The sequence below is a fragment of the Curtobacterium sp. 320 genome (genome assembly GCF_031455235.1).
Lineage (GTDB): Bacteria > Actinomycetota > Actinomycetes > Actinomycetales > Microbacteriaceae > Curtobacterium.
Window position 1 is genome coordinate 44,224 of sequence record NZ_JAVDSI010000015.1, and the last position, 24,591, is coordinate 68,814.

The following is a 24,591-nucleotide window of genomic DNA, read 5'->3' on the forward strand; positions in this document are numbered from 1 at the left end:
TGTGGAGGAGGGTCAGGACTGCTTGGCGGCGGCCTTGGCGGCGCTCGCGACGGAGTGCCGTCGGATCGTCTGGGAGACCGCGACGGCGACGATGAGCGCACCGCCGTAGAAGAGCTGCTGGACGAAGTTGTCGGCGCCGAGCATCTGGAGCCCGACGACGCCGGAGAACAGGAAGTAGACGGCGATGAAGGTGCCGATGGCGTTGAAGCGCCCGGGGATGATCGCGGTGGCCCCGAGGTAGCAGGCGGCGAACGCGGGGAGCAGGAACGACTGCCCGCTCGAGGGGTCCGCCCCGCCGAGCGTGCCGGCGTAGACGACCCCGGCCACCGCCGCGGTGAGGCCCGCGCCGACGAACGCGCCGACGCGGAGCCGGCGGACGTTCAGGCCGGAGAGCTCGGCGACCGTGCGACCGGTGCCCACGAACAGCAGCCGTCGACCGACCGGCGTGGCACTCAGGACGATGAGGACGACCACGGTGGCGATCAGGCCGTAGACGAACGCCAGGGGCAGCCCGGCGAGCCCGCGCCACCCGACGGTCGCCTGGACGAGCGCCGGGTCGATGCCGGTCACCGACGAGGACGCGCTCATCCACTGGATGATCCCGATCATGAACGTCGAGGTGCCGAGCGTCACGATGAACGAATCGATCCGGAACGCGACCGTGAGCAGGCCGTTCACCAGGCCGACGACCACGCCGATCGCCAGGCCGACCAGGATCGCCGGCAGCAGCGGGATGTCCATCTTGGCGTTGAGGACGGCGATCGTCATGGCGGAGAGCGACATCGTCGAGGCGCCGGACAGGTCGAACTCACCCGCGGTCAGGGGGAACAGGAAGCCGAGCGCCAGGATGAGCAGCACCGACTGGGACCCGAGGATGTTCTGCAGGTTCCCGAGGGTCGGGTAGGTGTCGGGGAGCGCGATGCTGAACGCGATCACGATGACGAGCCAGGCGCCGAGCAGGGCGTAGCGCTCGGTGTGCCCCCACGAGAAGCGCGGGCGGGTGGGGCGGACGATCGACGTCTCGAGGGCGGGTTCGGCGGTGGTGGACATCAGGCGGTCTCCTTGACGGGGGAGGAGTCGGGGGAGGAGGGAGCGGGATCGACGAGGCTGGCGACGACGGCCGCCGCGATGACGTCGCGGTCGATCCGGTCGCCGGTGAGCACGTCGTGGACGCGGCCGTGGGCGAGGACCACGACCCGGTCGCACATCTGGGCGAGCTGGTCGTAGTCGGTCGAGGCGCAGACGATCGAGACGCCCTGGTCGGCGGTCCGGCGGAGCATCGAGAAGATCGCCGCACGGGCGCCGACGTCGATGCCCTGCGTCGGCTCCTGGAGCAGCACGAGCCGCGGGTCGTCCTGCATCCACTTCGCGAGGACGGCCTTCTGCTGGTTGCCGCCGGAGAGCGTGCCGAAGAGCGCGGAGGGGTCGGCGGGACGGACGTCCCAGTCGCGGACGAGGCCCTCGACGTGCGACCGCTCCCGTGCCGGCGAGAGCCCGAGCAGTCCGCGGAGCTTCCCGAGGACGGGCAGGGTCACGTTCTGCTCGACGGACAGGGTCAGGGCACCGCCCTCGCGCTTGCGGTCGGCGGGGACGTAGACGACCCCGCGGGCGATCGAGGTCGCCGGGCTGGTGGCGCCGAGGTCGACCGTGGCGTCCCGGACCGTGAGGGTCCCGGTCGCCGCCCGGGCGCCGTACAGGCCTGGAAGCACGTCCTCGACGCCCGAGCCGGCGAGCCCGGTGATGCCGACGACCTCGCCGTCCGCGACGTCGAACGAGAGCCCGTCGACGACACCGGCCCGGAGGTCCCGGACCGTCACGACCGCGTCGCCCGTGGTGGCGGGGCGGGCACTGCGTGCGGCCGCGCCGTCGAGCCCGCGTCCGACGATGAGCGAGACGAGCTCGTCCGCGGTCGTGGTCGCGGTGTCCCGGTGCGCCTGGACCCGACCGGCCCGGAGGACCGTGACGCGGTCGGCGTGCTCGAGGACCTCGGACATGTCGTGCGACACGAGGAGGGCCGACGTGCGGCCGTCGGACACGAGGTCCTTGACGACGCGGAAGAGCAGGTCCGCGTCCTCCTTCGGCAGGAACACCGTCGGTTCGTCGAGGACGATGAGCGCCCGGTCGTCACCCAGTTCGGCGACGGCCCGCAGGATCGCGACGAGCGCCTTCTGCGTGTCGGTCAGTTCCTCGATCCGGGCCCGCGGGTCGATGTCCACGCCGTAGCGGGCGAAGAGCTCGGCAGCCGCCCGGTGCTCGGCGCCCCAGCGGACGAACGGACCGCGGCCGGCGACGACGGTGGCGAGCCGGAGGTTCTCGGTCACCCCGAGCGACGGCACGAGGGCCAGGTCCTGGTGCACGAAGCTGATGCCGACGCGGCGGAAGTACCCGGGAGGCACCGGCAGCGGGAGCCGGGAGCCGCGGACCTCGATCGTCGCTCCCGGGTCCGGCGCGTAGGTGCCGGACAGGATCTTGATGAGGGTCGACTTGCCGGAACCGTTCTCGCCGAGCAGCGCGTGCACCTGGCCCGGACGGACCTCGAGTTCGACGTCGTCGAGCGCGGTCAGTCCGCCGAACCGTTTGGTGAGCCCGCTGATCCGCAGGACCGGCGCGGTGGTCGCACCGGCCTCGACGACCGCAGCGGACGCTGCGGGGCTGCGCCGTGCCTCCCGGGTGGCGCTCACTTCGCCGGACCCCAGATCTCCTCGTACCCGGTCTTGTACGCGTCGCCGTAGCCCTTGCTCGGCGCGGGCGGCGTGCCGGCCTCGTCGACGTTGTCCTTCGTGAACACCTTGAGCGGGGTCTGCTCGTCGCCGTCCTCGATGATCGGGGTGTCGGTCAGGACGCGACCGGCCTGGTCGAGCGTGGCGTAGGCGAGCCACTCCATGTTCTCGCCGATGTCCATCGTCATGACGTTGCCCTCCTGCAGGATCTTCATCACTGCGGGCGTGCCGTTGTACGAGGACGTGAAGACCTGGCCGGTCTTGCCGGCCGCCGTCACCCCGGCCTCGACGAAGAGGGCCATCGAGTCGTACACGGGCAGGACGTAGTCGAGGTTCGGGTCGGACTGGATCGCGGACTGGACGGTCGACGAGATCTTCGTCGCCCAGTCGGCGACCGGCACGTTCGTGACCTTCACCTTGCAGCCCGAGCAGTACTCGTCGAACTCCTCCTGCATGGCCTTGACGATGCCGTCCGACGGCGGGACCTCCGACGAGGTGATGATGAGCACGTCGCCCGCGCCCTTCGTCTCCTTGATGGCCCAGTCGGCGTTGAGCTTCGCGGCCTCGTGGAAGGGCGCGGTCACCTGGGCGGCGACGAGGTCCTGCAGCTGGTCGGGGAGCGCCTCACCCGTCTGGTACGTGTGGCTGATGAGCACCGGGATGCCGGCGGCCTTCGCACGCTTGAGCGCCGGGACGATGAGCTCGCCGTTGACGCCCTGCGCGAGGACGATGATGTCGGCCTTCCGGCTGATCGCCTGGTCGATGCCGGCGGACTGCTCGGTCGGCGTGCCCTGGTTCGTGTACTCGATCCACTTCGCGCCGTACTCCTCGGCGAGCTGCTGCCCCGCCTCGTCGACGGACACGATGAACGGCACGGCGGACGAGTTCGGGATGTTGAAGATCGTCTTGCCCGCGATCTTCGACATGTCGAACGGCTTGCCCTCGAAGGTGAACTCCGGGTCGACGCTCGCCGCCGTGATCTGGCTGGTGGCGTGCTCGACCCCGGCGGAGTCGTCGGACGAGTCGGTCGAGGCCGTCGAGGTGGCGGAGCAGGCGGACAGGAACAGCACACCGCTGAGTGCGGCGGCCAGGAGCGCGGGACGTGCGAGCCGCGTTCGGGTGGGTGCGGGGGACGACATCGGTCGAGGACCTCCAGGACGTGGTGCGGGGACGGGTGACGGGTGCGGGTGCTGCCGGTGCTGCGGGTACGCCGAACACCCCGCGGCGCGGGGTGGGCGTGACGACGAGGGGCGTCGGTCACTTCGGGGTGTGGGAGAGCGCTCCGCCGGGGGCGATGCGTCGGGGATGACGGGGCCGCTCCGGTGGGGCTGATGCGAATGTAACGGGCTGCGGGCCGCCAGCGGGTGCCCGGCGGTAACGGTCCTGTTAGGCGTTTGTTTCGCCGGTGTTAGGCCACCGGCGCCACAGCGTCGACGAGCCGCCGTGCCGCGCCGTTCCGGGGCGGGCGATCCCGCCGCCCCACCCCGGAGCGGTGCGGATCCGCGCGTCCGTGCGGCGGCGCCGCCCGGGCGAAACACCCCGGAAGCAATCGCGCCGACTTCCGGTAACGCGTCTCTCACAAGTCGGCGGTCGGCCGAGCGGACCCCGCTGGCGGAATGCGACGGACCCGCCCGGAGCGGCACCCGCTGACCAGGGCATTCCCCGCCGTGGCATCCGGCGCCCCCTGGCGTAACCCACCCGATACGGGCGCGCCACGGAGGCGAAACGAACGGCGGATGGACTGCAGTCGCACACCGTCCCCGACCGCAGGAGCAGATCGATGATCACCACCGTCGTCGCCGGCAACCCCAAGCCGGCATCGCGGACGCTCGACGCGGCCACGGTCGTGCTCGAACGCCTCACCGGTCGGGCACCCGACCACGTCGTCGACGTGATCGACCTCGGCCCGGGCCTGCTCGGCTGGGGCGACGACGCGGTGTCGGAAGCGGTGCGCACCGTCGCCGCGTCCGACCTCGTCGTCGTCGCCTCGCCCACGTTCAAGGCGACCTACACCGGCGTCCTCAAGCTCTTCCTCGACCAGTTCGCCACCGGGGACGGCCTCGCCGGTGTCGTCGCCGTCCCGCTGATGCTCGGCGCCGGCCCCGCGCACGCCCTCGCCCCCGAGGTCTTCCTCAAGCCCGTGCTCGTCGAGCTCGGTGCGACCGTCCCGGCTCCGGCCCTGTACCTCAACGACAAGCAGTACTCCGAGCCCGCATCGACCGAGGTCTGGCTCGCCCGGTGGCGCGACGTCGTCCTCGGCGCGACCGCGAGCCTCCAGGAAGGAACCCGCTCATGATCAGCCCCTACTCGCCCGAGGCCCCCGACCTCGGTGCCCTCCGTCAGGCGTTCTCCGGCTTCCCCTGCGGGGTCGCGGCGCTCGCCGCCGTCGTCGACGACGAGCCCACGGTGCTCGTCGCCTCGTCCTTCACCGTGGGGGTGTCGCAGGACCCGCCGCTCGTGATGTTCGCGGTGCAGCACACGTCGTCGACGTGGCCGGTGCTGCGTGCGGCCGGCACGATCGGGGTCTCGATCCTCGGCGAGGGGCACGCGCAGGTCACCCGGCAGCTCGCGTCGAAGGACAAGTCGGTCCGGTTCGTCGGCGTCGACACGACGGTGTCCGAGTCGGGGTCGGTCTTCCTCGAGGGGGCTCCGATCTGGCTCGAGTGCGCCGTCGAGCACACCTACCCCGCGGGTGACCACGACATCGTCGTGCTGCGGGTCCTCGGACTCATGTCGGACTTCGCGCACAGCCCGCTGGTCTGGCACCGGTCCGCCTTCGCGACGCTCAGCGCCTGAGCGCCTGAGCGCCTGAGCGCCTGCGCGCGCCCGCGGCGGGTCAGATCTGGCTCGCGCCCCCGTCGACGTACAGCTCCGCACCCGTGACGTAGCTGCTGCGCGGTGAACCGAGGAAGAGCACGGCGTCCGCGACCTCGTCCTCGGTGCCCAGTCGCTGCATCGGCACCCCGGACGCGAGCCCGCCGAGCAGCGCCTCGGCGTCCTCGGGGCTGCCGGCCAGACCGGACAGGCCGGGCGTGCCGATCGGCCCGGGAGCGACGACGTTGACCCGCACGCCACCCTCGACGAGCTCGGCGGCCCAGCTCCGCGCGAGTGATCGGACCGCCGCCTTCGTCGCGGCGTAGATGCTGAACGCCGGGTTGCCCTTGACGTCGATGTTCGAGCCGGTCAGCACGATGGCCGAGCCCCGTGCCAGGTGCGGCAGCGCTCCCTGCACGGTGTTGACGACGCCACCGACGTTCGCGTTGAACGTCGTCGTGTAGTGGTCCCAGCTGATCTGGCCGAGCGGCGCGAACTCGCCGCCGCCGGCGTTCGCGAAGACGAGGCCGAGCTGTTCCCCGCGGGCGGCGATCGCCGCGGACACCCGCTCGACGTCGGCGGCGACCGCCACGTCGCCCTGCACGGTCGTGACCGCGTCGCCGAGTTCGTCGGACACCGCGTCGAGCGCGTGCTGACGACGTCCCGTCACGACGACGTGCGCGCCCTCGGCGACGAGTCGACGGACGACGGCCAGGCCGATGCCCGACGTCCCGCCCGTGACGAGTGCTGTGGTCCCGGTGAACTCACCCATGGTCGTTCCTCTCTCCAGCTCCCGCGGGAGCATTTGCGTACCGGTCGGTACAGATATGGAACCTAGACCCGATCTCACCAGTTGTCAAATCTGTACCGACTGGTACAGAACCGGCCATGGCGGTATTCTGGTCCCAGCGGTACAGATCGAGGGGTTCGGCATGGCGACACGAGGACGACCACGTGCGTTCGACATCGACGAGGCGCTCGAGCGCGCTGTCGAGGTGTTCTGGCGGCAGGGGTACGCCGGCACGAGCCTCGAGGACCTCACCACCGCCATGGGCATCAACCGGCCGAGTCTCTACGCAGCGTTCGGCAACAAGGAGGCCACGTTCCGCAAGGCTCTGGGACGCTACGCCGAGGTCGAGATGGCGTACGTCGGGGACGCGCTCGCCGAACCGACGGCGCGCGCGGTCGCCGAGCACTACCTCCGCAGCAACGTCGCCGCGGTCACGGCTCCGGGGCGGCCGGCCGGGTGCCTGTCCATCCAGGGTGGGCTCGCATCCGGTGACGAGGACCGCCGGATCGTCGAGTTCCTCGAGGAGAGCCGCGCCGGCGGTGAGCGGCGGATCGCCGACCGGTTCCGCGCCGCACGGGACGCCGGGGACCTGGCAGTCGACGAGGACCCGGACGAACTCGCGAAGTACGTCGTCACGGTGTCGGCCGGGCTCGCCGTGCAGGCGAGCGGCGGCGCGAGCCGACGCGAGCTCGCGGCCGTCGTGGAACGTGCGCTGCGCGCGTTCCCGGCGTGACGCAGGGACGCCAGGCGCGGAGCGGGTGAGCAGATCCGCTCACCCGCACCGCGCCTCCCGTCCGGTCCTGCGGCGTCAGCCGCGCAGTGCCTCCGTCAGCTTCACCCGGCTGCCGGTGCGCAGCAGCGCGTTCTCGTAGATCCGGGCGCCGACGACCACGACGAGCACGACCGAGACCGCCACGATGACGAGGGACAGGATCGGCTCCCACCACTCGGCGGTCCCGAGGAAGATCCGCATCGGCATCCCGATCGGCGCGCTGAACGGCACGTAGGACATCACGCCGAGGATCGTCGGGTTGTTGTACGCGACGATGATGAGGATGTACGGGATCATCACGAGCATCATCACGGGGGTGGTGACGCTGCCGACGTCCTCCTGACGGGAGACGAGCACCGCGGCCGCCGCGAACAGCGAGGCGATGAGCACGAAGCCGATCGCGAAGAACCCGACGAACCAGAGCATGCTCGGGCCGAGCACCGTGAACATGTTGTCCTGCCCGGTGACCGCGAGCGTCACCGCCGCCGCGATCGCCACCGCGACGATCTGCGCGAAGGCCATCACGCTGTTGCCGAGGACCTTGCCGGCCAGGAGTGCCCGGGCCGGGATCGCCGCCATCAGGATCTCGACGACGCGGGTGGACTTCTCCTCGACGACGCTCTGCGCGATCGACTGACCGAAGGTCACGGCGGACGCGAAGTACACGACGCCGAAGGCCAGCGCCACGATGTAGATCAGGCCACCGGGGATCGCGTTCGGGTCGAGCAGCTCGATGCGGGGGGAGACGCTCAGCGCCTGGACGACGTCGGTCGGGGCGTCGTCGAGCCCCACGACCTTGTAGCCGAGCGGGTCGTCGGACGGCAGGACCGCCGCGTCGACGTCACCGTTCTCGACGAGTCGTTCGGCGGCTGCAGCGGTCGGCGCCTCGGTGACGTCGAGCCCCTTGCTGGTCGGCAGGCTGACCCCGTCGACGACCGCGACCGGGGTGGTGTCGCCCGCCGTGGCCTTGCCGACGATGCCGCCGACGACGATCGACGCGACGACCATGAGGATGAGGATGCCGGCGGACACGACGAACGCCTTGCTGCGGACGCGGGCCTGGATCTCGCGCGCGGCGACGAGCCGCACGGACTGGACGAACGAGCCGTTCATCGGACGACCTCCCGGAAGACCTCGCTGAGCCGCGGGACACGCGGCGAGAACGACCCGACGGTGCCGTGCTGGACGGCCCGCTGCAGGACGCGCTGCGCGGTGGCGTCGTCGGCCTCGAACACGGCGTACCCGCCGTCGAACTCGCGGACGGTGACGCCCGGTTCGTCGCGGAGCCAGGCGACGTCCCCGTCGACGAGGAGCTCCCACGCGGCGGGGCCGGCCTGCTTCCGCAGTTCGTCCTGCGGGCCGGCGGCGCGGATCGTGCCCCCGGCGATCACCACGACGTCGTCGCAGAGCCGCTCGACGACGTCCAGCTGGTGGCTCGAGAACAGCACGGGCACGCCACCCGCCGCTGCCTCGCGCAGGACGGCGAGCACGACGTCGACGGCCATCGGGTCGAGGCCGGAGAACGGCTCGTCGAGCACGAGGACCTCGGGGTCGTGGGCGAGCGCGGCGGCGACCTGCACGCGCTGCTGGTTGCCGAGGGACAGCTTCTCGACGGCGTCGGTGGCGTGCGGCGCCAGGCCGAGCCGGTCGAGCAGGTCGGTGGTGCGGCTCGCCGCGGTGCGCTTGTCGACGCCGTGCAGCCGGGCGAAGTACGTGATCTGCTCGGCGACCGGCATCTTCGGGTAGAGCCCGCGCTCCTCCGGCATGTAACCGAAGCGACCACGGTCGGCCGGGCCGATCGTGGTGCCGTCGATGGACACGGTGCCGGCGTCGGCCTGGAGCACGCCGAGCAGGATCCGCATCGTGGTGGTCTTGCCGGCGCCGTTGCCGCCGACGAACCCGGTCAGGCGTCCGTCGCCGACCGTGAACGTCACGTCGTCGAGCACGCGGCGGTCGCCGTACTGCTTGGTCACCCCGTCGATGGTGAGCATGTCGTTCCCCTCTCGCGGCGGTTCGCTCCGCCTGCGTCGACGCTATTGCGCGGGGTGCGACGGGCGCCTCCGGCTGGCGACGGGGATCGGGGCGCCGCGGGCTCCGCCGCGTGGGGGAGCGCAGGTCGGACGGCGGTCTAGGCGGGGGTTCCGGCCACGCCGTGCTCGAAGGCCCAGACGACCGCCTGGATGCGGTCGCGTAGACCGAGCTTCTGGAGGACGTTCGACACGTGGGTCTTCACGGTGGCCTCACCGACCCACAGCTCCGTCGCGATCTCGGCGTTGCTCAGCCCGCGGGCGAGCAGCCGGAGGACTTCGGTCTCACGCTCGGTCAGCCCCGCCGTGACGACCGCGTCGTGGCCGTCCGGTGCCGCGGGCGCCCCGGACCCGGCGGTCGCGCGGCTGATCACCCGGCGGGTCACGTCCGGGGCGAGCAGCGCGTCGCCGGCCGCCACGGTGCGGACGGCGTCGATCAGCCGCTCGGGGGAGGCGTTCTTCAGCAGGAACCCGCTCGCCCCGGCCTCGAGCGCCTGGAAGAGGGCGTCGTCGTGGTCGAAGGTCGTCAGGACGAGCACGGCCGGGGGCTCCGGGAGCGCGGCGATCCGGCGCGCCGCCTCGAGCCCGTCGACGTTCGGCATCTGGACGTCGAGGCACACCACGTCCGGTCGGAGCGCCCGCACGGCCTCGACCGCCTCGGCGCCGTCAGCGGCCTCGCCGACGACCCGGAACCCCGGCTCGGACTCGAGGATGACGCGGAAGCCGGCCCGGACGAGGTCCTGGTCGTCCGCGAGCACGATGGTCAGGTCGTCGGCAGCCATGCCCGCACCAGCCAGCCTCCCCGGGCGCGCGGCCCGATCTCGATCCGTCCGCCCACCGCGGCGACGCGTTCGCGCATCCCCACGTGGCCGAGTCCGCTGCCCGCGGTGTTCCGCGGTGCCCGGTCGCCGTGTCCGTCGTCGGTGACCTCGACCTCGAGGCCGTCGTCGAGGTACCGCACCCGGACGTCCGCCCGGGCCGTCGGGCCGGCGTGCTTGAGGACGTTCGTCACGGCCTCTTGCGCGATCCGGTACGCGACCGCCGAGACCGTGGGTGGGACGTCGCGGACGCTGCCCACCACGACGTACTCGGTCGGGTGCCCAGCGGTCCGGGCCGAGTCGGCGAGCTCGCCGATCCGGCCGAGCCCCTCGGTGCTCGGAGCGGCGCGGACGTCGTCGCCGCCGTCCTCGTCGGCGCGCAGGGTGCCGAGCATCCGGCGGAGCTCCTCGACGGCGGTCCGGGCGCTCTGCTCGACCACGCCGAGCGACGCCGTCGCCTGCTCGGGGTCGTGGCCGATCACGCGTCGAGCCGCGCCGGCCTGCACCCCCATGAGCGACACGTGGTGCGCCACGACGTCGTGGAGTTCGCGGGCGATGCGCACGCGCTCGATCGTCACCGCCTGGGCAGCGCTCCGCTCGCGTTCGGCGGCGAGCTCGGCGGTGCGGAGGTCGAGCTCGTGTTTCGCCACCGCCGACGCCCAGGCCCGGTTGCCGGCGTACCAGGCGGCGCCGAAGTAGATGACGTTGATCACGATGTTGAGCAGCGAGAGCGCGATGTACGGCGGGATGAGGCCGCCGTCGTCGTTCGGCAGCGCGTTCGGCACCGCCCAGCCGAAGGCGATCGCGACGAACAGCCAGGCGAACATGCCGCCGATGACCACCCAGCGCACGACCTCGGCGCGCACACGGTCCGAGCACCACGCACCGACCGTGTACAGGGCGATGAACAGCGTGAAGTTCACGAGGAAGACCTCGGGCACGTGCAGGATCTGCGTCGCCGCGAAGGCCAGCGCGGAGACGACCGCCATCGTCATCGGCCAGCGGCGGCGGAACGCGACCGGTGCGGCGTTCGCAACGACGAGCAGCGCCGAGACCCACCACGCTGCCTGGTCGTCGCCGTAGGTCCCGGCCGACCCGTAGAGCATCGTCGTGATCGCCAGTCCGGCGCCGAGGACGAGTGCGAGGAGGGCGTCCTGGCGGAACTCGCGGCGCCCCACCGGCAGCCGTGACCACTCCGCGGTCGTCCCCATGGTCACCACGGTAGCGGGTGCGATGGCCGGAGTAGCCTGCCGCCAACCGAACAGGGGAGGCACCATGCAGTTCCTCGTCAACGTCATCGACGACGGGCAGGCCGAGGCCGCCGGTCGGACCGAGTCCGCGACACGGACCGAGGCGGACGCGGTCGACGCGCTCAACGAGCGGCTCGGCGACGCCGTCGTCTTCGCGGCCGGGGTGTCCGCGCCGTCGGACGCCGTGGTGGTCGACGCCCGTCGCGCCGAGCCGACCACGACCCCGGGGCTCGTCGGGGACCCGGCGGAGTTCGTCGCCGGGTTCTGGGTCATGGACCTGCCGGACGCCGAGACCGCGCGGCGGGTCGCGCAGGAGGCGTCGGTGGCGTGCAACCGGAAGATCGAGCTGCGCCCGCTGCTCTGACCCGGGCGCCGAGCACCGCGCAGGCGGCCGTCACGAGCGCCCCGGCCCCGAAGGTGCCGAGCGAACCCAGCGGTTCGACGACCGCTCCCGCCGCCGCGGCACCGCCGGCCTGGCCGAGGACGAGCGCCACGAAGAGCACCGAGGTGCCGGCCGAGGACCGCTCCGTATCGACCTCGGTGGTCCACGCGATCAGGGCCCCGGTCGCCGCCGTGTACCCCCAGCCGAACACGGCGCAGGCGACGAGCGCCACAGGCGTCCACTGCGGCACCGTGCCGAGCGCCAGCACACCGAGGGCGACGGCGGCGGTGGTGAGCGTCCACTGCGTCCGGGCACGGAGCCGACTCGTCCACCGGGCGGTCGCCACGACGGCGGCACCACCCGCGCCGAGCGCGGTCCACGCGGACACCGAGACGGCGACCGGTGCGCCGGCGTCGACGAGCACCGAGCGGCCGTACGTCCACACGACCGCCGACCCTGCGCCGAAGAGCAGGGCGAGCACGAGGACCGCACGGTGCGCCGTCCACCACGCCCGGTCCGGGGCCGGTGCTCGCTTCGTGGGGGTCTGCCCGGCCGTCGCCGTCCGGCGGGGCGACCACGAGGACGCGAGCAGGACCACCCCGACGACCAGCGCCGCGATCCCGGACCACGTCCACGCGGTCCGCCAGTCGGGCAGGAGCACGAGCGCGAGCACGCCCGCGGCGACGAGGCCGGGGCCCGTCCCGGCGTTCACCACGGCCTGCGCCCGGCCCTGTGCCGGCTGCGGCACGAGGGTCGTCACGAGACTGACGAGTGCGGGCGAGGCCAGCCCCGCGCCCGCCGAACCGACGACCGATGCGATCGCGAACGCCGTGGGGTCGCCGGCCGCGGCCATGCCGAGTGCACCACCGCCCGCGACAGATGCGGCGACCGCCACGAGGACCCGGGGCACGCGGCCGGCACAGCGGTACCCGACCACGGCACCCACGCAGTACAGCGCCGAGGCTCCGGACGAGACCCACCCCGCAGCGTCGGCGCGCAGCCCGAGGTCCCGCTGGACGTCGGGCAGGAACAGCCCGTACGCCAGCCGGACCAGGCCGTACGTCGCGGCGATCAGGCCGAGGCCGCTCCCCAGGAACACCGACTGTCGTAACGAAAACGATCGTTTCACTTTTGAGAGCCTAGGGTGCTCTCATGGCGATGCGTCCAGGAACCGAGCAGAAGCTGCTCGACGCCGCCGAGGAGCTCTTCTTCACCCGGGGCATCGCCGCGACGCCGATCGACGCCGTCCTCGAGCGCGCGGGGATCTCGAGCGCCACGCTCTACCGCGGGTACGCCAGCAAGGAGTCACTCGTCGCCGCGGCACTCGCCCGTCGACACGACGACTGGCTCGCCACGTGGGACCGCGCCGTCGACGCCGCCGAGGACGACCGCGGCCGACTGCTGGCGGTGTTCGACGCCCTCGACGCGTACCGCTCCACGCCGTCGGGGTCGCGGTGGTGCGCGTTCCTCGGCACGGCGGCCGAGTACGTCGACGCCCCGTCCGACGTCCGCGCGGTCCTCGACCGTGAGACGGACACCCTGCGGCGACGCCTGACCGAGTCGGCCGAGCCCGTGGTCGGCGCACACGCCGGGGCGCTCGCCGAGCAGCTGCTGCTCCTCGTCTCGGGGTACCTCGCGATGCGCCTCCGCGAACCGGGCCTCGGGACCGCTACCGCGCGTGCCGTCGCCGACGCGCTCCTCTGACCCGACGGGGGCGTCGATCGTCGAGGGACTGCACGCTCCTCGCCGTCACCCGCACGAGGGGGCGCGCCGTGCTCTCCCCCGTCGGTACGCTCCACGCGTGCTGGTCGAACCCGAGGAGCCCGTCGTGCCCGAAGCGCCTCGCGATCCTTTCGCGAACGTGCCCCCTGAGGTCCACGCGGCCTTCGCCGCTGAAGCGACGCGCTACCTCGTCGATCTCGGGTACGAACCTTTGCCGCACGTCGTCGACGTTGCACCGGACCACCGCGTCGCGATCGCTCCCACGAGCATCGGGCCACTCGAAGCGACCTTCTCGCGTGAACGCGTGGCCGCGATCGTCTCGGAGCTCGCGGACATCGACCCAGCGCAGTTGGAGTTCGATCCGTTCGTGGGTGAACTGCGGGACGTCGAACGCCCGGACACCCTCGCGATCCTGGCTGTCGTGCGTGCCGAAGCGTTCGTCCGATCCGTCCGCGACACCGCGATCGCCGTGAACCAATACGTGGCTGGACTCGAAGCGGAACTCGGACCGAGCCGCGCTGCTGCTGCAGACCGACTGCGTCCGCTCCACGAGGAGCGCACGCGAGTGATGGATAACGTCGCGCACGCGCGGAGCCACCTCGCTGCGATAGATGCGGACCAGGAGCGACCGTCGGAAGATCCGGTCCGACAGCGCTACGAGTTGGACGCGCTGGTCGCTGAATCGCAACTTCGTCTCCTCGATGTCCGTCTCGCACACGGCGATCTCGATGAGTCCGTCACCGCGATGAGCGTCCTGCTCGGCAACGTCGCTGCATCCGTCAACGTGGGGCTTGCACGCTCGGCGGCGCGGACCCGCAGACTCCGGCGAATGCGGCGAGCAATTCGGCGTGGCCTGCTGGCCGTCCTCGTGGCTGCAGTCGGTCTGCTGCTGGGTACGATCGTCGATGCGGTCTGGGCCTTCGTCGGGTCGATGGTCCTGGCCGGTCTGACCCTCGCGGTCGACCCGCTCATCGATCACCGAGTGCAGGATTGGTCGCGTCGTCGGCAGGTAGGCGCGCTCATCGAAGCCGTGCAGGCCAGTGGGCGACTCGTCGACTCGCTCCTGTCCCTCGAGGTGCAGGTCAACTCCGTACGAGCCATGCACGGTCTGCCGGCCGTCGCGTTCGTCGAGCGGAAGCTGTTGAGGCCACCCGCATGAGCAGCTCGCGCGCGGCCCGGATCACCCGCCGCTCCCTCCTCGCGGGCGGCGCCGCGGTGGTCGTGGCCGGTGCCGCTGCCGAGGCCGTGAACCTCCGGCTGCTCCCCGGCCGCTCGACGATGTACCGCGTGCTCGGCCTCGACGGACCGGCGGGCACCGTCCCCGACGTCACGCCGGTGCCGACCGTGTCCGGGTCGTTCACGTCGCGCGCTCGGAAGGGCCTCGAGGTCGGCTGGACGATCGCCGCGCCGCAGTCCGACGGACCCCTGCCGATCGCGGTCGCCCTGCACGGCTACGGCGACGACCACGCGGACTTCTTCGGCTCCCACCTCGGCTACGACCGGTTCCTCGCCGCGTACATCGCCGCGGGCGGAGCGCCGTTCGCGATCGCCGCGGTCGACGGCGGCAACCGCTACTGGCACCGCCGCGCGGACGGTGACGACCCCGCCGCGATGGTCGTCGACGAGTTCCTGCCGCTGCTCGCCCGCCGCGGGTTCGACACCGCGCGGCTCGCCTTCACCGGCTACTCGATGGGGGGCTACGGCGCACTCCACCTCGCCGGCGTGCTCGGCTCGGCGCGGGTGCGTGCGGTGTCCGCGATCAGCCCCGCGCTGTGGCGGTCGGCGGGGGAGACGGCACGTGGCGCCTTCGACGACCCCGCGGACTTCGCCGCGAACACAGTGCTCGGCCGACAGTCGTCCCTCGACGGCGTCGCGGTTCGCGTCGACTGCGGCACCGGCGACGGGTTCGAGCCCGCCGTCCGCGCGTACGTCGACGGCTTCGGGACCGCACCGGCCGGCGGGTTCGAGCCGGGCGGGCACACCACCGCCTACTGGCGGCGGCTCGCGCCGCAGCAGCTGCGGTTCCTGGGTCGGCACCTGCAGGCCTGACCCGCGCCGACGGCGGCCTGGAGGCGCGGGTCGGCCCCGCACCGTCCCTCCAGTCCGTCGGCTGGTCGAGCCGACGGCCGTTTACGGTTCCGTCGGTGACCGTTCCGGTTCACGATCCCCGGGATCCGCGAACCGGAACGGTCACGGCGTGGACGACTTCAGCGGATCCCGCGCGCGCCGCGCACCGCGTCGGCGGCGAGCTCGGCGAGCCGGTGGTCGTTCGTCTCCTCGTGGGCGGTGATCGTCACGACGGCGTCCCGCGCCTGGTCCACGACGACGTACTGGCCGTACCTGCCGTCCAGCCGCCACGTCTCGCCGGGGCCGTCCCACACCGCGAGTCCGTAGCGCTCGAAGGGTGCACCGCCGCCCGTCGTCACCCAGTCCGTGTGCATCCGGTCGACCCACGCTGCCGGGACGATCCGGGCCGCGCCCCATCGCCCACGATCGCGCAGCAGCGTGCCGATGCGCGCGAGCTCGGAGGTCCGGAGCTCGAGTCCGCTGCCGCCGACGATCCAGCCGAGCGGGCACCGGTGCCACTGCGGGTTGTGGATGGCGAGCGGTTCGAACAGGCGAGGGAGGAGCCAGTCGCGTACGTCGCCGACGACCGCGCCGAGCATGCGCATCGCGACGTACGGGCTGGCGTCGCTGTACCGGAACACCGCCCCGGGGCCGTCCGTGGGGCGGCGCAGCATCTCGGCAGCGAGGTCCGGCCACGGCACGACCTCGTCGCCGAACCACGCGAAGTCGATGCCGCTCGTCATGGTGAGCAGATGCCGGACGGTGACGGCCTCGACGCCGTCGCCGAGCGGGACGTCGGGGAGGAGTTCGGGGACACGGGTGTCGAGCGTGAGCAGGCCCGCGTCGACTGCGATGCCAATCGCCAGCGCGCAGACGCCCTTCGACACCGAGTACACGTTCACCCGGTCGTCGCTCCGCCACCGGTGCTCGGCCTCGTCGGCGCCGATCCGGACGTGCACGCCGTACGCCCCGAGTCGCTCGGCGTCCACGCCGGCGACGATGCGCGCGAGGACGCCCTCGGCGGATCCGGAGGCGCCCGACGGTCCGGTCATCAGGCGCGACCGCGGTTGCGGCGGCGGATCTCCTTCGGCGCCCGGCCGGCCATGAACGAGCGAGCCGGGTCGACGAGGAACCCCTGGCGCAGTGCCTCGCGGCCGACGAGCATCCGGAAGCCCATCTGGTCGCGGTTGCTCAGCGTGACCTCGGCCTCGAAGACACGCCCGGCGAGGGACATCTCGGTGAGGACCACGATGCGCTCCTGGGTGTGCCCGGTGGAGCTCCGGACGATGCGCCGGTCGTGCACGTCGCACTCGATCGTGACGGCGTCGGCGTCGGTGTCCTGCCAGGGGTGCACCGAGAAGCGGACCCGGTCGCCGGGGAGTTCCTCGAGGTCGAACGCGTGCAGCGCCGAGCTGCGCGCACCGGTGTCGAGCTTCACCTTGATCCACGGGATGCCGAGGCTCGGCAGGGCCGCCCACTCCCGCCAGCCGGCGACCACGAGACCGCCGTTCGGGGACTTCGGTACTCGGGCCATGTGCCCATCCTGTCGCATGCTTGGATGGAGCGTCGCCGTCGATACCAACCCCGGAGCCTCCCCGATGAAACTCGCCATCCTGTCGCGTGCGCCGCACGCGTACTCGACGGAGCGCCTCCGGGCCGCCGCGATCGACCGCGGGCACGAGGTGAAGGTGCTCAACACGCTCCGGTTCGCGATCGACCTGACCGGCGACGACCCCGACCTGCAGTACCGCGGCAAACTCCTGTCCGACTACGACGCCGTGCTGCCGCGCATCGGGAACTCGATCACCTACTACGGCACCGCGGTGGTCCGGCAGTTCGAGCAGATGGACGTCTACACGCCGAACACCGCCAACGGGATCACGAACTCGCGCGACAAGCTGCGGGCGAACCAGATCCTCTCGCGGCACGACATCGGCATGCCCGCGACGACGTTCGTGAACGGCCGCGCCGACGTCCGCGGGGCGATCGAGCGCGTCGGCGGAGCGCCCGTCGTGATCAAGCTGCTCGAGGGCACGCAGGGCATCGGCGTGATCCTCGCTCCCGAGGCGAAGGTCGCCGAGTCGATCGTCGAGACCCTGCACTCCACGAAGCAGAACGTGCTCATCCAGAGCTTCATCTCGGAGAGCCGCGGTAAGGACATCCGCGCGCTCGTCGTCGGTGACCGCGTGGTCGCGGCGATGCGTCGGAGCGCTTCCGGCGACGAGTTCCGGTCGAACGTGCACCGCGGCGGGACCGTCGAGAAGGTCACGCTGACGCCCGAGTACGAAGAGGCCGCCGTCCGCTCGGCGCAGATCATGGGCCTGCGGGTCGCCGGCGTCGACATGCTCGAGGGCAACGACGGGCCGCTCGTGATGGAGGTCAACTCCTCCCCGGGGCTCGAGGGCATCGAGCGCGCCACCGGCCTCGACATCGCCGGCGCGATCATCGACTTCATCGCGAACCAGGTGGCCTTCCCCGAGATCGACGTCCGGCAGCGGCTCTCCGTCTCGACCGGCTACGGCGTCGCCGAGCTGCTCGTGCACACGAACGCCGACCTCGTCGGGAAGACCATCAAGGAGTCCGGTCTCTGGGACCGCGACATCACCGTCCTGACGCTGCACCGCGGCTCGGGCGTCATCCCGAACCCGCGCAGCGGCGTGGCCCTCGAGCCCGGTGACCGCCTGCTCTGCTTCGGCAAGCTCGAGGAGATGCGCTCGATGATCCCCGAGCGCCGGAAGCGCCGCGCGAAGGTGCGCAAGCTGCCCAAGGAGCCGCGTCAGCCCGACGCGTGACGCTCGTCAGACGAAGCCGCAGAGCGCGATCGGCTGGCTCGGGTCGGTGCTCGCCCACACGCTGCGGATGTGCTGTCCGTCGTCGCCCACGTCGAACAGCAGCACCCCTGCATCGTCCCGCACGGACCAGATCGTGTACGCGTCCGCGTCGGTCGGCTTGTAGTACGTGCCGAGCGTCGGGTACGCCGCACGCAACTCCGACAGGGTGGACCCGACGCCGATCCCGGCAGCCGTCGTCGGGCCGGGGACCGGACCGGACGGTGTGATCCCGCCGGGAGCGGCGACCATGACCCCGAACACGCTGGCGACGTCGTCCCCTTGGTCCTGACCCCAGGAGAGCTCGATGGTCGTCCCGCCGTCGCGTCCCCAGAGCGTGGACGGCTCGCAGTTCGGGTACGGAGACTCGAGGTGCTCGTAGGCCGCAGCGAGGTCGTCACTCTCGGCATCGAGGGTGCCGCCGATCGCGACGGGCCCGACCTCCGCGGGCGTGATCGTCCACGTCGTCGGGTCGTCCAGGGCGAACGCCGCCCGGGTCGTGGTCGGCGTGGGTGTCGGCATCCCGACGATCGGGGCCGACGACGGTGTCGGCGTCGTGGTGGCAGGGGCCGTGGGGGACGCGCTCGGCGCCGCGGAGAACGGCTGCGGGATCATGCCGAGCGCGATGCTGCCGCTGGCGACGCCGATCCCGAGCAGGGCGACGACGCCGGCGACCACGCCGATGCGTCCGCGCGACCGAGATCGGCGGGGGCGGTCGGCCGCTCGCGAGAGGACCGTCTCCTTCATCGAGACGAGCATGCGCTGGAGGTCATCGCCGACCGGGGGCTCCGTGTTCATCGCGCACCACCTCCTGTCCCGGTGCGGGTGCGTCCGGTCCTCCGCGCGGCTCGGCTGCCCGGGACGACGGGGACGGGGGTGAGGTCGAGGGCGTCCGCGGCCTCGGTGTACGACGCGCCGTCGACCAGGCACCGCTCGACGATGCCGCGGTCGGCCGCCGACAGGGCGGTGAGGTCGTCCCGCAGCCAGCGGAGGTGCTCGGCAGCGCCTCGGGCGGGGGCGAACGGTTCCGACGCGTCCCGAGCGTGGTCGCGGCAGGTGACGAGCAACCAGGGGAGCAACGAGTCGGTCGCGAGACGGAGTGCGGTCGCCCGGTCCCAGAGAGCGACGAAGGTGTCCTGGACGGCCTCCGCGGCAGCCGCTGGCGACGCTGCGACGGCCCACGCGTACCTGGTGACCGCGGCCGCGTGACGATCGAACGCTTCGCCCAGCGCGGTCCGGTCGCCGCGGGCGAGTCGACCGGCCAGGTCGACGTCGCTGCCGTCGTTCGCGTCCACGGTTCCCCCTCTCACCCGGAAGTGTCGCGTGCGTCCCGACCCTGACAAACGAGTTCCACCCGGGCGTGTCGGGCACGATCGGAGTGCACTGTCCCCCGCCTGTCAGCGCATCCGGATCGCGTACCCAGGCCAGATGCGGAAGTATGTGTCGGTGACGATCATGACGGAACGGCCGGTCGACCAGGCGACGAGCACCGAAACGGAGCGGCCCGGCAACGCCACGGCCAAGCACGACAACGTCGCGCTGCTCTCGGTCGCGACGACCGTGGCGGAACGCGTGACCACCTCGGCCGACATCGAGGAGAAGCTCCGCGGGGTGCTGCGACGCCTGCGCCTGCCGATGGGGCTCCTCGAGCGCGTGGCCGGGGTCAAGGAACGCCGGAACTGGGGCGAGGGCCAGTCCTTCCAGGACGCCGCCATCGACGCCGGACGCCGCGCCATGGCCGAGGCGGGCATCCGCCCCGAGGACGTCGGCCTGCTCATCAACACGTCGGTGACGCGCCCGCACCTCGAGCCGTCGGTCGCCGTGCGCCTGCACCACGGGCTCGGCCTGCCGTCGTCCGCGATCAACTTCGACATCGCGAACGCCTGCCTCGGGTTCGTCAACGCGATGAGCGTCGCCGCGGGCATGATCGACTCCGGTCAGATCAAGTACGCGCTCGTGGTGGACGGCGAGGACGCCGACCAGGTGCAGCTCAACACCATCGAGCGCCTGAACCAGGGCGGCCGCAACCGCAAGGACTTCATGAGCGAGTTCGCCAGCCTGACGCTCGGGTCCGGCGCCGCCGCGGCCGTGCTCGGCCCGGCGGACATGCACCCGGGCGGCCACCGGATCGTCGGCGGCGTCACCCGTGCGGCGACCCAGTGGTACGACCTCTGCGTCGGCAGCGTCGACGGCATGTTCACCGACGCGAAGATGCTCCTCAAGGGCGGCATGGAACTCGTCGTCGCCGCCTGGAACGAGGCACGCTCCCACTTCGACTGGGCCGACATGGACCGCTACGTGCTCCACCAGGTCTCCGACGTGCACACCAACGCCTTCGTCGAGGCCATCGGCGTCCCGCGCGACAAGGTCCCGACGACGTACGAGCGCTTCGGCAACGTCGGTCCGGCGTCGATCCCGATCACCCTCGCGGACGAGGTCGCCCGCGGCGCCATCCGCCCCGGCGACCGGGTGTTCCTCGGCGGTGTCGGCTCCGGCATCAACACGGCGATGATGGAACTGCGCTGGTGAGGTCCGGCCTCCCGCGCGTCGCCGCTGCCACGGCTCCGGCGACGCCCCCGCCGCCCCTGCCCGGACTCGACCCCGCCTGGTCGCGCATCGTCACGGTCCCCGCCGCTGTGGGTCCAGGAGGCGCGGCTCGCCCCGAGCGCTCGTGGCACCTCCTCGACACGGCCGGCTCCCTGGCCGCGCTCGGCGTGGAACCCGTCGGCACCCTGCTGTGCGTGCACGGCAACCCGACCTGGTCGTACCTGTGGCGGTCGGTGCTCCGCACCTCGCTCGACGTCGCCGCCGCCGGTGGTCCGGTATGGCGCGTCGTCGCGGTCGACCAGCTCGACATGGGCTTCTCGGAGCGCACCGGCGTGCAGCACGGGCTCGCGGACCGCGTGCGGGACCTCGGCGCGCTGACCGACGAACTCGGGCTGTCCGGCCCGGTGGTCACCCTCGGGCACGACTGGGGCGGTGTCGTCTCCCTCGGCTGGGCGGTCGACCACCCGGACCTCGTGGCGGCCGTCACGACGTGCAACACCGCGGTGCACCAGCCCGACGACGCCCCGATCCCCGCACCGCTGCGGCTCGCGCTCCGTCCGGAGCTCCTCGGCCGTGCCACGGTGCTGACGCCGGCGTTCCTCGAGACGACGCTCGCGATCGCCCACCCGCGGCTCGACCGTGCCACCGCCGATGCGTACCGCGCGCCCTACCGCGGAGCGGCCCGTCGTGGGGGCGTCGGTGGGTTCGTGGCCGACATCCCCGTCGACGGCGACCACCCGAGCGCACCCGAGCTCGACCGGATCGCCGCCGGCGTCGCCGCGCTCGAGGTCCCCGCCCTCGTGATGTGGGGGCCGCGCGACCCGGTGTTCCTGGAGCGCTACCTCGACGACCTCGCGGAGCGGTTGCCGCACGCGGACGTCCACCGCTTCGAGGGCGCTGGGCACCTGCTGCCGGACGACGCCGACGTCGCCGGGACGGTCGTCGAGTGGCTCGGCGACCACCTGCCGGACGGGCGCGTGCCCGTGGGGGCCGAGCCGTCCCTCCAGGCCCCCACCGACGACGACGCCGACGTGCGCCGCCCGCTCTGGGCCGCACTCGACGAGCTGCGCGACAGCGACGAGGCCGCGCTCGTCGAGATGGCCGCCGCCGGCGGTCCCCGGACCGTCTCGTGGCGGTTGCTCGCCCGCCGGGTCGACGAGATCGCGGCCGGACTGGTCGACCTCGGCGTCCGCGCCGGTGACCGCGTCTCGCTCCTCGTCACCCCCGGCGCGGACCTGACCGCCGTCCTGTACGCCAGTGTGCGCATCGGGGCGGTCGTCGTCGTGGCCGATGCCGGGCTCGGCCTGCGCGGCCTGACCCGTGCGGTGCGCGGTGCCCGTCCCGACTGGATCATCGGCGCGCTGCCCGGCCTCGGGGCCGCACGCGCGCTCGGCTGGCCCGGTCGGCGCATCGCGACGGTGTCGTTGCCGGCGCCTGCTCGTCGGGCGCTCCGGGTCGAGCACACGCTCGTCGAGGTCGCACGACGCGGAGCGCAGCGCCTCGCACGGGGCGCCGCGCTGCCCGGTGCGCCGTCGTCCGACGCGCCGGCCGCGGTCCTCTTCACGTCCGGGTCGACCGGGCCGGCCAAGGGTGTCGTGTACACGCACGGGCAGCTCGGCGCGGTCCGCGACACCCTCGCGGCGCAGTACGACATCGGCGTCGGCACCGGCCTCGTCGCCGGGTTCGCCCCGTTCGCGCTCCTCGGTCCCGCGCTCGGCGCCCGGTCAGTCGCACCCGACATGGACGTCACCGCGCCCCGGACCCTGACCGCTCGAGCGGTCGCCGACTCGGTCACCGCGGCGGACGCCACCGTCGTGTTCCTGTCACCAGCGGCCGTCGCGAACGTCGTGGCCACCGCCGGTGCGCTCACGGCAGCGGACCGTGCGGCGCTCGGTCGCGTACGGCTGTTCCTGTCGGCCGGTGCTCCGGTGTCGGCCGCGCTGCTGACCGCGGCCACCGAGCTCATGCCGAACGCGAGCGCCCACACGCCCTACGGGATGACCGAGGGGCTGCTGATGACCGACGTCGACCTCGACGGCGTGCGCGCCGCAGCCGCCGACGCCCCGGACGAGGACGGCATCTGCGTGGGCCGCCCCGCCGCCGGCGTCCGCGTGCGGATCGCCCCGCTCGACGGCTCCGGTGAGCCGTCCGGAGCGCTGACCGAGGACCCGGGCGTCACGGGCGAGATCGTCGTCGCGGCGCCGCACGTCCGCGAGCGGTACGACCGGCTCTGGCGCCAGAACCGGGTGTCGCGACTCGGTGTGGCGGACCCGCGCGGGCACCGCACGGGTGACGTCGGCCACCTCGACGCCGCGGGTCGGCTCTGGGTCGAGGGACGCCTGCAGCACGTCCTCACCACGGCGGACGGGGTCGTCACGCCCGTCGGTCCCGAGCAGCGGATCGAGCGCGTCCCCGGCGTCGGGCGCGCCGGGCTCGCCGGCATCGGGCCCCGCGGCACGCAGCAGGCCGTCGCCGTCGTGGAGACGACCGGTGGGCGCCGGACTCGTCGGCCGGCACTCGCCGCCCCCGACCTCGCCCGGGCCGTCCGGGCCGCCGCGGGGATCCCCGTCGCCGCGGTGCTGACGGTGCCCGAGCTCCCGACCGACATCCGGCACAACTCGAAGGTCGACCGTGCACGGCTGTCCCGGTGGGCGGCCTCGGTGCTGTCCGGTGGACGGATGGTCCGGCCGTGAGGGTCCTCGTCACCGGTGCGAGCGGGTTCCTCGGGCAGGCGACCGCCGCGGCCGTGCGTGCTGCGGGACACGAGGTCCGGACGTTCCAGCGACGGCCCTCCGGGGTCGAGGGAGTGTCGGATCAGCTCGGCAGCATGACCGACCCCGCAGCCGTGGCCCGGGCCGTCGACGGCATCGAGGCGGTCGTGCACCTCGCCGCCAAGGTCTCGCTCGCCGGCGACCCGGACGACTTCGTCCGCGTGAACGTCGACGGCACCCGGACGCTCCTCGACGCTGCACGTGGCGCCGGGGTCGAGCGGTTCGTGTTCGTCTCCTCGCCCTCGGTCGCGCACACCGGGTCGTCCCTCGTCGGCGCGGACGCCGGACCCGCCGAGCCCGCGCGGGCCCGCGGCGACTACGCCCGCACGAAGGCCGCGGCCGAGCTGCTCGCTCTCGCCGCGGACGCCCCCGGGTTCGCCGTCGTCGCCGTCCGCCCGCACCTCGTGTGGGGACCCGGTGACACGCAGCTCGTCGGCCGGATCGTCGACCGTGCCCGCACGGGGCGCCTGCCGCTGCTCGACTCCGGCGCCGCGCTCATCGACACGCTCTACGTCGACAACGCCGCGTCCGCGATGGTCGCCGCGCTCGACCACGCCGCCGACGACGGGGTGCACGGCAACGCGTACGTCGTGACGAACGGGGAGCCCCGGCCCGTCGGGGACCTGCTCGCCGGGATCTGCACCGCGTCCGGGGTCCCGGTGCCGCGAGTGCACGTGCCGGCCGGGGTGGCCCGGTTCGCAGGGTCGCTCGTCGAGGCTGTCTGGCGTGTGCGTCCGGGCGCGGACGAGCCGCCGATGACCCGGTTCCTCGCCGAGCAGCTGTCGACGGCGCACTGGTTCGACCAGCGGCGCACCCGTCGTGACCTGCAGTGGACGCCCGCGGTGTCGATCGACGAGGGGCTCGGCCGGCTCGCTGCCGCTCAGGCCTCGTCGGCGGCGACGTAGACCCAAGCCGTCGCGCCCGACCCGAGGGTCACGACCGTAGCGGACTGGAGGCGCGGGGGGGGGGGGGCCCCCCGGGGGGGGGGGGGCCCCCCCCCCCCGGGGGGGGGGGGGGGGGGCCCCGCGGGGGGGGGCGGGGGGGGGGGGGCCCCCCCCCCCGGGGGGGGGGGGGGGACCCCTC

General features: G+C 72.9%; 24 protein-coding genes. 11 read left to right on the plus strand and 13 right to left on the minus strand.

The genetic code is table 11. The features are described from left to right. Positions 1–12: 12 nt before the first annotated feature. Genes J2X60_RS16515 through J2X60_RS16525 form a run of 3 tightly spaced genes read right to left on the minus strand, consistent with a single transcriptional unit; the run spans position 13 to position 3,859 of the window. A complete protein-coding gene (locus tag J2X60_RS16515) occupies positions 13–1,050 on the minus strand; it encodes an ABC transporter permease (protein WP_070418018.1) in 1,038 nt (345 codons plus the stop codon). Continuing rightward, entirely contained in the window at positions 1,050–2,681 is a 1,632-nt protein-coding gene (locus J2X60_RS16520; RefSeq protein WP_071295728.1) for a sugar ABC transporter ATP-binding protein, read from the minus strand. Before J2X60_RS16520 ends, J2X60_RS16515 begins: the two co-directional genes overlap by 1 nt. After that, the gene (locus J2X60_RS16525; protein ID WP_070418020.1) at positions 2,678–3,859 is read right to left on the minus strand and encodes a sugar ABC transporter substrate-binding protein; all 1,182 of its coding nucleotides are present in this window, start codon (positions 3,857–3,859) and stop codon (positions 2,678–2,680) included. Before J2X60_RS16525 ends, J2X60_RS16520 begins: the two co-directional genes overlap by 4 nt. 641 nt (positions 3,860–4,500) lie before the next feature. On the opposite strand from J2X60_RS16525, the gene J2X60_RS16530 reads away from it, so the two are divergent. Next, entirely contained in the window at positions 4,501–5,016 is a 516-nt protein-coding gene (locus J2X60_RS16530; protein WP_070418021.1) for an NADPH-dependent FMN reductase, read from the plus strand. Next, on the plus strand, positions 5,013–5,516 hold the full coding sequence (locus J2X60_RS16535) for a flavin reductase family protein (protein ID WP_070418022.1): 504 nt from the start codon (positions 5,013–5,015) through the stop codon (positions 5,514–5,516). The genes J2X60_RS16530 and J2X60_RS16535 overlap by 4 nt, the downstream gene beginning before the upstream one ends. Positions 5,517–5,556: 40 nt before the next feature. Here J2X60_RS16535 and J2X60_RS16540 read toward each other — a convergent pair whose 3' ends face one another. Then, a complete protein-coding gene (locus tag J2X60_RS16540) occupies positions 5,557–6,306 on the minus strand; it encodes an SDR family oxidoreductase (protein WP_309889035.1) in 750 nt (249 codons plus the stop codon). Between the two features lie 160 nt (positions 6,307–6,466). Between J2X60_RS16540 and J2X60_RS16545 the strand changes: the two genes are divergently transcribed. Next, a complete protein-coding gene (locus J2X60_RS16545; RefSeq protein ID WP_309889037.1) occupies positions 6,467–7,057 on the plus strand; it encodes a TetR/AcrR family transcriptional regulator in 591 nt (196 codons plus the stop codon). A gap of 75 nt (positions 7,058–7,132) precedes the next feature. On the opposite strand, the gene J2X60_RS16550 is transcribed toward J2X60_RS16545, so the two are convergent. From J2X60_RS16550 to J2X60_RS16565, 4 genes are all read right to left on the minus strand, one after another. After that, entirely contained in the window at positions 7,133–8,209 is a 1,077-nt protein-coding gene (locus tag J2X60_RS16550; protein WP_309776788.1) for an ABC transporter permease, read from the minus strand. Then, on the minus strand, positions 8,206–9,087 hold the full coding sequence (locus J2X60_RS16555) for an ATP-binding cassette domain-containing protein (protein WP_309889040.1): 882 nt from the start codon (positions 9,085–9,087) through the stop codon (positions 8,206–8,208). Before J2X60_RS16555 ends, J2X60_RS16550 begins: the two co-directional genes overlap by 4 nt. Positions 9,088–9,224: 137 nt before the next feature. Next, positions 9,225–9,905: a response regulator transcription factor gene (locus J2X60_RS16560; protein WP_309776784.1), complete on the minus strand. Its 681-nt coding sequence runs from the start codon at positions 9,903–9,905 to the stop codon at positions 9,225–9,227. Next, positions 9,887–11,152 carry a sensor histidine kinase gene (locus tag J2X60_RS16565; protein ID WP_309889042.1) on the minus strand — a complete coding sequence of 422 codons (1,266 nt, stop codon included), beginning with the start codon at positions 11,150–11,152 and terminating at the stop codon, positions 9,887–9,889. The genes J2X60_RS16560 and J2X60_RS16565 overlap by 19 nt, the downstream gene beginning before the upstream one ends. A 64-nt stretch (positions 11,153–11,216) precedes the next feature. Here J2X60_RS16565 and J2X60_RS16570 point away from each other — a divergent pair, with 64 nt between their 5' ends. After that, positions 11,217–11,555 (plus strand): hypothetical protein, encoded by a 339-nt coding sequence (locus tag J2X60_RS16570; RefSeq protein ID WP_309776780.1) that lies wholly within the window; start codon positions 11,217–11,219, stop codon positions 11,553–11,555. Here the strand turns inward: J2X60_RS16570 and J2X60_RS16575 are convergent. After that, positions 11,461–12,672: an MFS transporter gene (locus J2X60_RS16575; RefSeq protein WP_309889043.1), complete on the minus strand. Its 1,212-nt coding sequence runs from the start codon at positions 12,670–12,672 to the stop codon at positions 11,461–11,463. The two genes, J2X60_RS16570 and J2X60_RS16575, sit on opposite strands and share 95 nt — an antisense overlap. A gap of 53 nt (positions 12,673–12,725) precedes the next feature. Here J2X60_RS16575 and J2X60_RS16580 point away from each other — a divergent pair, with 53 nt between their 5' ends. From J2X60_RS16580 to J2X60_RS16590, 3 genes are all read left to right on the plus strand, one after another. Then, positions 12,726–13,277, plus strand: a complete 552-nt coding sequence (locus J2X60_RS16580) for a helix-turn-helix domain-containing protein (protein WP_309889046.1) — start codon at positions 12,726–12,728, stop codon at positions 13,275–13,277. A gap of 97 nt (positions 13,278–13,374) precedes the next feature. Then, the gene (locus tag J2X60_RS16585; RefSeq protein WP_309889048.1) at positions 13,375–14,454 is read left to right on the plus strand and encodes a hypothetical protein; all 1,080 of its coding nucleotides are present in this window, start codon (positions 13,375–13,377) and stop codon (positions 14,452–14,454) included. Next, the gene (locus tag J2X60_RS16590) at positions 14,451–15,344 is read left to right on the plus strand and encodes an alpha/beta hydrolase-fold protein (protein WP_309889050.1); all 894 of its coding nucleotides are present in this window, start codon (positions 14,451–14,453) and stop codon (positions 15,342–15,344) included. Before J2X60_RS16585 ends, J2X60_RS16590 begins: the two co-directional genes overlap by 4 nt. A gap of 158 nt (positions 15,345–15,502) precedes the next feature. Here J2X60_RS16590 and J2X60_RS16595 read toward each other — a convergent pair whose 3' ends face one another. After that, complete coding sequence (locus J2X60_RS16595) at positions 15,503–16,414, minus strand: serine hydrolase (protein ID WP_309889052.1); 912 nt, start codon at positions 16,412–16,414, stop codon at positions 15,503–15,505. Continuing rightward, the gene (locus J2X60_RS16600; RefSeq protein ID WP_070418031.1) at positions 16,414–16,896 is read right to left on the minus strand and encodes a RimK/LysX family protein; all 483 of its coding nucleotides are present in this window, start codon (positions 16,894–16,896) and stop codon (positions 16,414–16,416) included. Before J2X60_RS16600 ends, J2X60_RS16595 begins: the two co-directional genes overlap by 1 nt. Before the next feature lie 64 nt (positions 16,897–16,960). On the opposite strand from J2X60_RS16600, the gene rimK reads away from it, so the two are divergent. Further along, positions 16,961–18,154, plus strand: a complete 1,194-nt coding sequence (gene rimK / locus J2X60_RS16605) for a 30S ribosomal protein S6--L-glutamate ligase (protein ID WP_309776770.1) — start codon at positions 16,961–16,963, stop codon at positions 18,152–18,154. A gap of 6 nt (positions 18,155–18,160) precedes the next feature. Here the strand turns inward: rimK and J2X60_RS16610 are convergent, their stop codons facing one another. Then, positions 18,161–18,988, minus strand: coding sequence for a hypothetical protein (locus tag J2X60_RS16610; protein ID WP_309776769.1), 828 nt, complete (start codon positions 18,986–18,988; stop codon positions 18,161–18,163). Further along, positions 18,985–19,485, minus strand: coding sequence for a sigma factor (locus tag J2X60_RS16615; RefSeq protein ID WP_309889054.1), 501 nt, complete (start codon positions 19,483–19,485; stop codon positions 18,985–18,987). Before J2X60_RS16615 ends, J2X60_RS16610 begins: the two co-directional genes overlap by 4 nt. 160 nt (positions 19,486–19,645) lie before the next feature. On the opposite strand from J2X60_RS16615, the gene J2X60_RS16620 reads away from it, so the two are divergent. Genes J2X60_RS16620 through J2X60_RS16630 form a run of 3 tightly spaced genes read left to right on the plus strand, consistent with a single transcriptional unit; the run spans position 19,646 to position 24,413 of the window. Further along, positions 19,646–20,719: a 3-oxoacyl-ACP synthase III gene (locus tag J2X60_RS16620; protein WP_070419407.1), complete on the plus strand. Its 1,074-nt coding sequence runs from the start codon at positions 19,646–19,648 to the stop codon at positions 20,717–20,719. Further along, a complete protein-coding gene (locus tag J2X60_RS16625; RefSeq protein ID WP_309889056.1) occupies positions 20,716–23,430 on the plus strand; it encodes an alpha/beta fold hydrolase in 2,715 nt (904 codons plus the stop codon). The genes J2X60_RS16620 and J2X60_RS16625 overlap by 4 nt, the downstream gene beginning before the upstream one ends. Further along, entirely contained in the window at positions 23,427–24,413 is a 987-nt protein-coding gene (locus tag J2X60_RS16630) for an NAD-dependent epimerase/dehydratase family protein (protein ID WP_309889057.1), read from the plus strand. Before J2X60_RS16625 ends, J2X60_RS16630 begins: the two co-directional genes overlap by 4 nt. The last annotated feature ends 178 nt before the right edge of the window (positions 24,414–24,591 follow it).

Coding starts and splice junctions, on each gene's coding strand:
- J2X60_RS16515 (WP_070418018.1), bottom strand. CDS start 1,050: ATGTCCACCACCGCCGAACCCGCCCTCGAGACGTCGATCGTCCGCCCC.
- J2X60_RS16525 (WP_070418020.1), bottom strand. CDS start 3,859: ATGTCGTCCCCCGCACCCACCCGAACGCGGCTCGCACGTCCCGCGCTC.
- J2X60_RS16530 (WP_070418021.1), top strand. CDS start 4,501: ATGATCACCACCGTCGTCGCCGGCAACCCCAAGCCGGCATCGCGGACG.
- J2X60_RS16535 (WP_070418022.1), top strand. CDS start 5,013: ATGATCAGCCCCTACTCGCCCGAGGCCCCCGACCTCGGTGCCCTCCGT.
- J2X60_RS16540 (WP_309889035.1), bottom strand. CDS start 6,306: ATGGGTGAGTTCACCGGGACCACAGCACTCGTCACGGGCGGGACGTCG.
- J2X60_RS16545 (WP_309889037.1), top strand. CDS start 6,467: ATGGCGACACGAGGACGACCACGTGCGTTCGACATCGACGAGGCGCTC.
- J2X60_RS16550 (WP_309776788.1), bottom strand. CDS start 8,209: ATGAACGGCTCGTTCGTCCAGTCCGTGCGGCTCGTCGCCGCGCGCGAG.
- J2X60_RS16555 (WP_309889040.1), bottom strand. CDS start 9,087: ATGCTCACCATCGACGGGGTGACCAAGCAGTACGGCGACCGCCGCGTG.
- J2X60_RS16560 (WP_309776784.1), bottom strand. CDS start 9,905: ATGGCTGCCGACGACCTGACCATCGTGCTCGCGGACGACCAGGACCTC.
- J2X60_RS16565 (WP_309889042.1), bottom strand. CDS start 11,152: ATGGGGACGACCGCGGAGTGGTCACGGCTGCCGGTGGGGCGCCGCGAG.
- J2X60_RS16570 (WP_309776780.1), top strand. CDS start 11,217: ATGCAGTTCCTCGTCAACGTCATCGACGACGGGCAGGCCGAGGCCGCC.
- J2X60_RS16580 (WP_309889046.1), top strand. CDS start 12,726: ATGGCGATGCGTCCAGGAACCGAGCAGAAGCTGCTCGACGCCGCCGAG.
- J2X60_RS16590 (WP_309889050.1), top strand. CDS start 14,451: ATGAGCAGCTCGCGCGCGGCCCGGATCACCCGCCGCTCCCTCCTCGCG.
- J2X60_RS16595 (WP_309889052.1), bottom strand. CDS start 16,414: ATGACCGGACCGTCGGGCGCCTCCGGATCCGCCGAGGGCGTCCTCGCG.
- J2X60_RS16600 (WP_070418031.1), bottom strand. CDS start 16,896: ATGGCCCGAGTACCGAAGTCCCCGAACGGCGGTCTCGTGGTCGCCGGC.
- rimK (WP_309776770.1), top strand. CDS start 16,961: ATGAAACTCGCCATCCTGTCGCGTGCGCCGCACGCGTACTCGACGGAG.
- J2X60_RS16610 (WP_309776769.1), bottom strand. CDS start 18,988: ATGAACACGGAGCCCCCGGTCGGCGATGACCTCCAGCGCATGCTCGTC.
- J2X60_RS16620 (WP_070419407.1), top strand. CDS start 19,646: ATGACGGAACGGCCGGTCGACCAGGCGACGAGCACCGAAACGGAGCGG.